This is a genomic window from Clostridium sp., assembly GCF_051278035.1.
In the GTDB taxonomy this organism is placed as follows: domain Bacteria; phylum Bacillota; class Clostridia; order Clostridiales; family Clostridiaceae; genus Clostridium_AD.
On record NZ_JBNMNU010000148.1, the window covers coordinates 1 to 10650 of the forward strand.

Annotated in this window: 10 protein-coding genes; 1 reads left to right on the forward strand and 9 read right to left on the reverse strand. The window is 33.1% G+C overall.

Features of this window, described 5'->3' with window-relative positions; translation table 11 throughout:
• Positions 1 to 257 precede the first annotated feature (257 nt).
• The 8 genes from ACJAX4_RS18130 to ACJAX4_RS18165 all read right to left on the reverse strand — a co-directional run bounded on the left by ACJAX4_RS18130 (position 258) and on the right by ACJAX4_RS18165 (position 8999).
• Complete coding sequence (locus tag ACJAX4_RS18130) at positions 258 to 1736, reverse strand: S-layer homology domain-containing protein (protein WP_435790855.1); 1479 nt, start codon at positions 1734 to 1736, stop codon at positions 258 to 260.
• Positions 1737 to 1803: 67 nt separating this feature from the next.
• Positions 1804 to 2982: an ABC transporter permease gene (locus ACJAX4_RS18135; RefSeq protein ID WP_435790856.1), complete on the reverse strand. Its 1179-nt coding sequence runs from the start codon at positions 2980 to 2982 to the stop codon at positions 1804 to 1806.
• A complete protein-coding gene (locus ACJAX4_RS18140) occupies positions 2979 to 3659 on the reverse strand; it encodes an ABC transporter ATP-binding protein (protein WP_435790857.1) in 681 nt (226 codons plus the stop codon). Before ACJAX4_RS18140 ends, ACJAX4_RS18135 begins: the two co-directional genes overlap by 4 nt.
• Complete coding sequence (locus ACJAX4_RS18145; RefSeq protein ID WP_435790858.1) at positions 3659 to 5392, reverse strand: HlyD family efflux transporter periplasmic adaptor subunit; 1734 nt, start codon at positions 5390 to 5392, stop codon at positions 3659 to 3661. The genes ACJAX4_RS18140 and ACJAX4_RS18145 overlap by 1 nt, the downstream gene beginning before the upstream one ends.
• Positions 5393 to 5437: 45 nt before the next feature.
• Entirely contained in the window at positions 5438 to 6787 is a 1350-nt protein-coding gene (locus ACJAX4_RS18150) for a sigma-54-dependent transcriptional regulator (protein WP_435790859.1), read from the reverse strand.
• A gap of 16 nt (positions 6788 to 6803) precedes the next feature.
• The gene (locus tag ACJAX4_RS18155) at positions 6804 to 8270 is read right to left on the reverse strand and encodes a HAMP domain-containing sensor histidine kinase (RefSeq protein WP_435790860.1); all 1467 of its coding nucleotides are present in this window, start codon (positions 8268 to 8270) and stop codon (positions 6804 to 6806) included.
• A gap of 144 nt (positions 8271 to 8414) precedes the next feature.
• On the reverse strand, positions 8415 to 8669 hold the full coding sequence (locus tag ACJAX4_RS18160) for a hypothetical protein (RefSeq protein WP_435790861.1): 255 nt from the start codon (positions 8667 to 8669) through the stop codon (positions 8415 to 8417).
• Between the two features lie 102 nt (positions 8670 to 8771).
• A complete protein-coding gene (locus tag ACJAX4_RS18165; RefSeq protein ID WP_435790862.1) occupies positions 8772 to 8999 on the reverse strand; it encodes a hypothetical protein in 228 nt (75 codons plus the stop codon).
• A 192-nt stretch (positions 9000 to 9191) separates the two neighbouring features.
• On the opposite strand from ACJAX4_RS18165, the gene ACJAX4_RS18170 reads away from it, so the two are divergent.
• A complete protein-coding gene (locus tag ACJAX4_RS18170; RefSeq protein WP_435790863.1) occupies positions 9192 to 9593 on the forward strand; it encodes a hypothetical protein in 402 nt (133 codons plus the stop codon).
• Positions 9594 to 9677: 84 nt separating this feature from the next.
• Here ACJAX4_RS18170 and ACJAX4_RS18175 read toward each other — a convergent pair whose 3' ends face one another.
• Positions 9678 to 10484 (reverse strand): SLAP domain-containing protein, encoded by an 807-nt coding sequence (locus ACJAX4_RS18175; protein ID WP_435790864.1) that lies wholly within the window; start codon positions 10482 to 10484, stop codon positions 9678 to 9680.
• Between the last annotated feature and the right edge of the window lie 166 nt (positions 10485 to 10650).

A 10650-nucleotide genomic window follows, 5' to 3' on the forward strand; every position in this document is an offset into this window, starting at 1 on the left:
TATCATATGCTTTGTTTCAAAACGTTTCAATTAATTTTTCTTAAAGCTCCTCTACATACAAATTATCGATTACTTGTAATTATACTTTATACTATTAATTAAATAAATGGTAAAGTTGATATGTTTTAACAATAAAAAAACTTTTCCAAACATTTAAGTCGGGAAAAGCCTTTTTAGCGCTTATTTTTAACTTTAAATAGTATTCAATATAGAATACATATTCCATATTCACCCAGGGGTCTGACCCCCCTACCGCCTTAGTAAATATCTACTATCTTACCATCAACACCTAAAATTAAAGTTACAAAATCATCAACATTAACATTAGTTAAAAAGTTTGAGATATCGCCATCATAATTGTTAAGTCTAGCCTTGTTGAAATATTTACTAAATTCAAATTGTTTATCGTTCATTGTAAGTTTAGTTGGATTCAGCATATCTGGTGAGAATGCTTTAATGGTTCCAATCTCAATATTATCATTTACATAAACGAAAGTGTTTTTCTCCCAAATATCTGATACAAAATAAACTACATCATAAATATTTAGATCCGATTCTTGAATATTTGCACCTCTATAAATATGAGAATACTTTGTAGTCTTAAGTTGCTCTAGAAGTTTAACATTATCATTTTTATAGATCTGCGGTGCACCAAAATTAGCATCAACTATAACCCCATAATCATAACCTGAATTGTCGCTCTTCTTTGTTAGAATAATTGAAGAATATGCTCTTATAGCTTTAGCTGCAACTTCGTAATCTACATATTCTCCATGATAATAATATAAATCAGCCTTTGGTAGCGTCATAGTTTGAGCCACACCACTTACATCGGTATAAGTTATTAATGAAGATGATACGCTTGTTACAGCATAATTTTCTGTAGAATTCTCTGTTACGCTTACTTTTGTAATAGTAGCTCCATCAATATAAAGTTTATATTTCACTCCAAGTTCAATGTCCCCAGCATTACTATTTACTGTATATTTTGTTAAACTTGTAAGTCCTTGACCTTCAAGATAAACTTGATTATCTAAAAGATTATCTGAAGTTTTTGAGTTTCCAACCACTTTAACTTCTTTTAATGTACCTGTAATGTCCGTATTTAAATATTCATCACTAAAATATTTATCAGAAAAATATTCAGTTTGAGAACCCTTAATTAAGGTACTAAAAAGCCTATCAAACAATACTGCTGCTACTTTATATGTTAACTTATCATTTTTTCTCGCAGCTATATCAGTAGTTAATTCTAATTTATAAGCCTGCTGAATATAATTGTTAGGCCATTGCAATTTTGCTAGTTCTGGGTCAGTATCTGTATATCCAAGGAGCCTCACCATAATTGTATCTATCTCAGCCATTGTAACGTACTTCTCTGGATGGAAATTGCCATCTGGTGTTCCAAACATTAGACCTACGCCCACCACTCCATTAACATATCCACTAAGATCACTATTCGAAGCAATATCAGGGAAAATTGTTGTACCATTTAAATTTGTAGCTGTAGAAGTTAATCCATCAGCTATTGCTATAGCTTTTACGAGTTGTCCTCTAGTCACCAATTCGTCCTCACTCTTAATTGGCTTCTCTATAACCTTTAATTGTTGCATCTTTTCCATTGAACCTGAGTAGCTTATTGGTCTTGCGCTTGCAAAAACCATTGTTGAACTTACAGTTGAAAACATCATTACACCTGCAAGCATTAAACTTAAACCTACTTTTTTAAATTTCATTTAATACACCATCCTTTTTGAATATTTTCCCAGGGGTCTGACCCCTTTTTTGCTTTTTTTCCTTCTTTTATTCATATGCTAGCGCATCTATTGGATTTAAATTTGCTGCTTTGTTGGCTGGATACATTCCAAAAACCACTCCAATTAAAAGTGAAATACCAAACGATAACAAAATCCATGGAATTGAATATACTTCCGGCACGATTCCAAGACCGCCTATAACAAAATGTATAGTACTGACGCCAATAATTACTCCCATTATTCCCCCAAGGCCTGTAACCACTAAGGATTCAATTAAAAATTGAGTTAATATATTACCTTTTTTTGCGCCAATTGCCTTTCTAACTCCTATTTCTCTTGTTCGCTCTGTTACTGATACTAGCATAATGTTCATTATGCCTATTCCACCTACCACAAGTGATATACTTGCAATACCTGCAAGGACTACCGTAAGGGTTGATGTAATTGTATTAAGTGTGGTTAGTATTGCTGCCATATTTGTAACTCTAAATGCGTCATCATCCCTATAAATTTTAGTCAAAAATGCAGTTAAAATTGTAACCGATTGATCCACAGTATCAGCACTTACTGCCTCCGCTTGAAAGCTTTTTATTATTGCCGATTTATTGAGCCTTGTTGCAACACTTATAGGTATAATAACTCTATCATCAGTAGATGAATCAACTCCATCTGCAGTTTGTGTAAGAACTCCAACAACCTTGAACTGCTGACCTGTTATTTTCATTATCTTCCCTATTGGACTTTGTCCTTTAAAGACATCATTGACAACTGCAGTCCCTATAACTGCTATCTTTTGGTTATAATCAAGATCCAATTGAAGCAAAAACCTACCCTCTTGTACTGTAATGCTACTAATGCCTGCATACTCAGGACTTGTGCCTAGTACTGTGGTGCTTCGACTTAAACTCCCTACTTTTACTACATTATTACTTGAAGCCTGAGGAGCGATTTTAGAAATTATCTCGCTATTCTCGCCCTGGAGCTTTTTTAACTCATCATAAGTAACATTTCTGTTACTGCCTCTTCCCACTATATTTATATTCACTAAATTTGTACCAAGTCCAGAAAGTGAATCAGTTATACTAGCAGTACTCCCCTGTGCAACGCCAACGGCAATAATTACTGACCCCACACCAATGATAACTCCTAGCATAGTGAGAAAAGACCTTACCTTATTTGCTACTATACTCTTTATAGCCATTTTATAAGCTTGAATAAATTTCACCGTGCCATCTCCTTATCCTCAGTGATTTCTCCATCTGAAATTCTTATAATACGCTTTGCCTCTGCTGCAAGGTCGTTATCATGGGTTATTAAGATTATTGTATGACCATTGGAATTAAGTTCTTTGAGCATGTTCATAACTTCTATTCCAGTTTTACTGTCTAATGCCCCAGTAGGCTCATCCGCAAGAAGTACTGGTGGTTTTGTAACTAATGCTCTAGCAATAGCTACTCTTTGCTGCTGACCTCCTGAAAGTTCAGTAGGTCTATGGTGCATTCTTTCTTTTAATCCAACTGTGGCTAGGGATTCCATTGCTCTTTGCTTGGCTTCCTTATTGTGAACCCCTTGGTAAACCAGTGGAAGCTCAACATTTTCTAGGGCTGAAAGCTTTGGAAGTAAATTAAACTTTTGAAATATGAATCCAATTTTGAAGTTTCTTATTTCCGCTAGCTTATCATCCTTCAGTTTACTTATTTCTTGGCCATCCAATTTGTAACTTCCCAAAGTCGGAACATCTAAGCAGCCGAGCATATTCATAAGAGTAGATTTACCTGATCCCGAAGGCCCAACTACAGCAACAAACTCTTGTAAACTTATATGCAAATTTATCTTATTTAATGCAGTTACTTTATTATCACCCATTCTATATATCTTGGACAGATCAGTTATTTGAATCATTAAAATTCACCTCCTGGTCGTCCGCCGCCCATACCTCCGCCGGAACTACTTTTGACAGTAGATGCAGCCGTAGTTTCTGGTAAAACAATCACATCCCCTTCCTTTAATCCACTAGTAATTTCAATTGAGGTATCATTATTTAAACCAAGTTGTACTTCAGTTCGTATTGAGCCGGCATAATAACTTTCCCCTTCACTATTTGCAGCACTATTTTTCATTGAAGCTGCTTTGTCACTAGTATCACCTGTTTTAGATCCAGTCTTTGCTGCCCTTGCACCAGCTGCCTTAGTGTATACAAAGCTTTTTTCATCAACTGTAGTTATTGCCTCTATTGGTACATACAACACATTCTCTCTGTTTGATACCTCAACTTCACCATTTGCATTCATTCCACCCTTAAGCTTATCTAGGTTATCATTAATTTTAACAGTTACTACAAAATTAGTAACTCCATTTTCTGATTCGCCAGTTACTGCAATTTTTGCAATCTCTCCATTAACAGGAGTTTTTGTAGTGTCAGGTAGTGCGTCTACAGTTATGTTTGTCTTCTGTCCAACCTGAAACTTAGCTATATCTAGTTCATCTACAGGTATTTCAAACTGCATTTGCGTTGGATCGGAAACATTAGATAGCGCATCTCCTGCTTTAATGGTATCGCCAACTTTATTACTGATCATTGTTATTACTCCATCAATAGGAGCGATTATTTTATAATCATCAAGTTGTTTATCTTTTAACGTCATCTGTAATCGTGCATTTTCTAATTGTAAATCCGAGTTTTGTTTAGCGCGAGTAATTTCATCATTATTCATTTTTATAAGTGCTTGTCCGGATCCAACCTTTTGACTTTGTTTAACATTGATGCTTGCGACTGTTCCGCCTGTTAGACTAGTAACCAGCTGTTTTTTTATATAATTAAGTTCTGCGGAGCCAGTACTTGATATCTCACCCTCTTTAGCTGAAATATCTGCAGTTGCAGTCATTCCTTCTATAACAGCACCTGGATTATTAATTTGAATTTCCACTGTGTATAACGTTCCACCAGCGCTAGTTGAAGTAGTAACATTACTTATATAGGTTACAGTTCCGTTTACAGACTGCATAAGTGAAGTTAAATTCACCACAGCAGTTTGTCCTATTGCTATTTTACCAGCAGCTGAAGCATTATAGGTTAAGAGTACCTTAAGCTTTGAAGTATCTGCTATAGTAAAAACTGTACCTTCCTTTGAAACCGTATCACCTTGTTTTACTACAATATCACTAACAACTCCTGCAAAAGGAGCTTTAATCGTTAAATCATTTACTGCGTCGTCACTAGAACTCGCTGATATTTGATTTTGTTTAAAACTATTTAAATCTGAATTAGCTGAAGTCTGTGCATCAGAATCATCGAGTTCATATAGTATATCCCCAGCTTTTACTGTATCGCCTTCTTTATAATTAACCTTTGTAACTGTAGCCCCAATTTTCGAATAAATTTCACTACTGTTTGTAAAGCTTATAGGACCTGAACCTGATACTAACACCATTAAATTTCCTTTTTTCGCATCAATTGTGTTTTGATCTATTACTTCCTTCTTTGCGAAGAATTTATTTTGTATAAAACTGCTTTTGAATCCTGCAAATAAAGCCACCGCTAAAACTACGACAGTAATCACCTTTTTAACTGTTATCTTTTTAAGTATCTCTTTAAACTTTAAACCTTTAATCTTTCCCATTAAATCTAATTTCAATTAATTCACCTTCCATTCACGTTAATTATAGTTATATATTAATCATTAATTTATATTATATTTTTGCATCCTATAAATCAATGCTGACCTTGTAATTCCTAGTAGTCCCGCTGTTTTACTTTGGTTATAATTACTCATGTTTAAAGCTTTTATAATAAGATCTCGCTCTACATTTTCAAGATTGATACCTTCCTCTGGGAAATGAATAATAGCCCCTTTTGACTTTTTCTTTTTACCTAGAATTTCTACTGGAAGGTCTGACGCCTTAATAAATGGTTCTTTTGCTATTATAACAATTCTCTCCATAACATTTTCAAGTTCACGTATATTACCTGGCCAATGATAATTTTTAAGAAGTTTCATGGCCTCAGCTGTAAATCCCTTTATTTTTCTATAAATATCATATTTTTTAATAAATAATTCTAAAAGATCACCTATGTCTTCTTTTCTGTCCCTTAGAGGCGGAATCTCAATAGGCACCACATTTAATTTATAGTAAAAGTCCTCTCTAAAATCACCACTTAAAGTAGCCTCTATTAATTTTTTATTTGTTGCAGCAATAACTCTCACATCAATTTTCAAATTCTTCCTTCCACCGAGTCTTTGAATTTCTTTTTCTTCAAGTAATTTTAAAAACTTCACCTGCATATTAGGGCTCATCTCGCCTACATCATCAAGAAATATTGTCCCCCTACTTGCAAGTTCAAGTTTACCAAGCTTTCTTTCATCCGTGCTACCATAAGCACCTTTCTCATATCCAAAGACATCACCTTCTGCTAAATTATCTGATAGAGTTCCACAACTTACTATAATAAAAGGCTGGTTTGAGCGGTCACTTAATTGATGTATTTTTCTTGCCATTAGTTCCTTTCCGCTGCCATTTTCTCCTGTTATTAAAACTGTAGCTGTAGTATTTGCTACTTGACCTATTGACTCATAAATCAGACTAAGTTTTTCATTTTTACTTGTAAAATCTTCAATTCTAAGCCTTTTGGCCTCTTCATCCCTTAAGTAATTAACCTCACCTTTGAGTCTATTTACTTCCATAGCCTTTTCTGCTTGAAGCATTAGCTCATCCAGGTCAAAAGGTTTTGTTATATAGTCATAGGCCCCTTTTTTCATACTCTCAATAGCTGTATCAATACTTCCATGGGCCGTAATTATTATAACTGCTATATCTTTCTGTATTCTTTTTAATTCTTCAAGAACAACCATTCCATCCATATCTTTCAGCCTTAAATCTAAGAATACCACATCAAAGCTTTGCTTATGTACTTCAATTATTCCTGCCTTTCCATCCAATACTGCATAGACCTGATTCTCAGTATTTTCAAAGGCCTTTTGTATAATCCATCCTATATACTCTTCATCATCAATTACTAAAATCCTACCCAATATTTCCACCCTCCTTTTAAACGCACGGTAACTTTATAATAAACTCTGAACCTTCATCTTTTTTGCTGTGAACTTCAATATTTCCACCGTGTAGTTCAATTATCCCATTACTTATTGAAAGTCCAAGGCCTGTACCCTTCGACTTCGTAGTATAATAAGGGTCAAATATATTCTTCATCTGAGTTTCATCCATACCTGCGCCCGTATCACAAAATATGCACACTATAAAGCCACTCTCACCTCTAGTTCTTATGGTAAGGGCTCCTCCATCCTCCATTGCCTCGCAAGCATTGATTATTATGTTAACAAATACTTGCTTTATCTTGTCACAATCTATGTTCACTAAGGGTATTTTCTCTCCGTATTCAGTTTTAAGACAAACATGATTCTCTTGTATATACTTATTTGTAAAAGAAAGAACGCTTCTAATAAGCACATTTATGTCCATATTCATAAGGATCTGTTTTGACGGCCTTGCATAGTCAAGCAGCTCCTGTATTACCTTGCTCTCCCTATCTGATTGTTCTTTAACTATCCTTACATATTCCGTTAATCTTTCATCACCTTTAAAATCTCTTTCCATGAGTTGAACAGTGCCTCGTATTATGCCTAATGGATTTCTTATTTCATGGGCTACACCCGATATCAGATGTCCTAGAGAAGCGAGCTTTTCAGATCTAGCTAAATTCTCTTCTATCTTTTCTTTCTTTTGTAGAGTCTCTGCCATTATGTTTATAGAATCAACAACCTTACCTATATCTCCACCCATGTCACCTATTCTACTTGAAAGATCACCCGGCATAGCTTCAAGACCATCTTTGATTTTTTTTATACTATTACTTTGATTTTTAATAATAGCTAGTAGTAGTAGAAGACTTATGACGAGTCCTAAAGGAAATATAAACATAAGTGAGATTAATATCTTTTTATTAGTATTAAGCTCTGGCGGAAGAAAATTGTCACTCCAGGCTACAGCAATAACCTTATCATTTAGTGCTATGGGATGAAAGTATCTTTGAATCTCTCTTCCGTCTACTTCTATGTAGTCTACCCCATCGGCTTTTCTTTCTATAACTTTTTTTAAACTCGCATCAATACCTTTTTCAATATCCTCATAATTTATTTCTTCATTTAATCTATCATGTCTTCTATCCACCATTTTTCCGTAGGTGTACCGTTTTTTACTCGTGGCTACATATATGCCGATTCTTGTATCACGTACAGTCCTTGATAAAGGTTTAAGACTTGATGAAATAACACTTTCTGTATTATTTAAATTTGAAATTTGCTCCTTATCAATAGTCTCATCTATATATTCCAAGAAATTTCTTGATTTATCTTCCTGCATTGACCTAACTGCGTCACTCATGTTTGATGGTAGAGACACGTTCCATACCAAAACTGCTGTTGGTACACTTAAAGCTAAAAATAATACTAAAGTCAGCTGAAATCTTAACCCTTTATTTAAAATCCATTTCATCATGAATTCCTCATTTCTTAGAAATATATTCATTGATTAACACAATTTACTTAATAATGCTAATTATACAATAAAAAAATGTATGAAAGCAAACAATATCTGTTTGTTTTCATACATCTTTAAAGTTTATGTTTTTACAATAATCTTTTATTTACTATTATCTATAAATGGCAGTGTAACACTCGTTGAAACCCCATTGATTGTATCAGTTGCGGTTATTGTGTCTGTTCCAAGCAAAGTTAAATCCTCACCTTTTAAATATCTTACTGCAAGTAAACCATTCTTACCTGTTGCAATCCCAACTTGAGATTTGAATTCTAAATTACTATCAAGCGGCAATCCATTAGTAATATCATTACCATATTGATCATATACTTCATACAATCCATACCCAATTGGCACTTCAACACTATCACTATAAGTTAACTTACTTGATATTATACTGATTTTATTAATTACTCGCTTTTCAGACTGAGTTCTATAAAGCGTTGATGTTCCAGTTGTTCATGGGTCTAAATCTATTGTTGAATCTATAGATTTAGAAATTATTATCTGTGAATCTGGAAGTGTCTTTGTAATATTTTTACCAAAGCTATTTAGTACTTTGTATTTGAATGTAGCTGTGTTTGTTCCAGTCTTTGCAAGCTTAGTTGAGCTAATATAAATTTCAGATACATCTAAAGTATCTATTGTAGTAGGTATTTCAGTAGGTGCTGTCTGCCCTTCTCTCATTATTATTGTTTAGTTATAGTAACGTCAGCTGAAATCTTAACCCTTTATTTAAAATCCATTTCATCATAAATCCAAGAATTCGACATAATTCGCGGAAAAAATAGGTCTACTCAATCCTACTCGAGTAATTAACACTATTAAAAACTTGACATTACCGCCAGTTTTAATTAGAATTCTATAGAGGTGATTTTTTTGAAAAAAAATTTATACATAACCATGCTATTAGTTATATCAATATTCTTCGTTGCATGTGGGGCTAAAAGTCCTACTACCGATGATAACGCTGCCACTAAGGATATTAAGATAACTTATACTACTAAATTAGCATACCTTCCATCATACAATGGAGTGGAACCAACAGAATTCGTAGCTGCAACTAAAAAAGCACCACTTGCTACTATGAGGTACACTTTAAAAGATATCACAGATACCAAGGTATATGAATATTATGAAAATGTTTTAAAAAAAGATGGTTGGACTATTACAAAATCAGCAAAATATAATAGCATTTTTTCCGAAAAAGATGAACATATAGCAAATATTATAGTTCAGAAATCAGGTAAAGATGTATTACTAGTTGTTACATCAAAATAAGAAAAAAATGGACAGTATATTTCATACTGTCCATTTTTTTGCATCTTTTTTTTCTAAACTTTAAATGTTATAATTTATCTATAATTATTCGTTAAAATATACAGATAGATTAGCTACACTAAAATCCGACTCTAAGAGTTGATCTGCTTTAAATGATAATTTAAAAAATCTCGCCTTTAGTGACTCAATTTCCAAATCAGCAGTATTAAAAGTACCAATGGACACTATTTTATCATTTTCATTGTTTTTAATAGTAATAGGTATTTTCTCTACCTTTATCTTTTTAGCTGCCGCATTTCTTATTATTAATGCTATCGCCAGTTCTCCATTGTTGCTCTTTTGAATTTCATATAATGAGATACTGATATTTCCTGAAGACATAGGTGGCAGCTTGTCCAAATATTTATGCAACTTATTAAACTCAGGTTCATTAGGTACATTTTCAAATTCAATTTTAATAGAATTATATGCTTTTATATTTGTATCAAAAACTATATGCCATCCATCCTGCATTGCTATTATATCAGTAAATACATTTTCTTTATTATAATAAAGTTTATAAGGTACTGCTGAAAAAGCTGGTATGTCACCTATTTCTCGAAGCTCAAAAATTTGATTTGCAACAACTTCATCTTTAGAATTCAGTATTTTAAGAGGTACTTTATCAAAATTAATTGCTTTAGAAAGACCATTCCTAAAATAGACCCCCACTTCCATTTTATCGCCTAAATCAAATACGTATGTAGTATTTATATTTATATCACCTTCATTCATCTCTGGAAGTAATTCTAATTCATCTTGATAAAACTCTTTTTTTGAAGTGGCATGTGAATCTTCATGTTCATCATTTAAATATAACTGTAATTTAGCTTTCTTTACATCTTCCTTCATAATTGCCCTCCTATAGTAAAATACAAATTAATTACATTGCGCATTTTTTTTGTAATTCTATATTATTTTTTTAAATATATAACATTATAAGTTTTAGTACCTAAAACAACTTTTATTTTAGAATCTTTATTAACATTTATTATAGTTAATTGTCCGTCTTCAACTT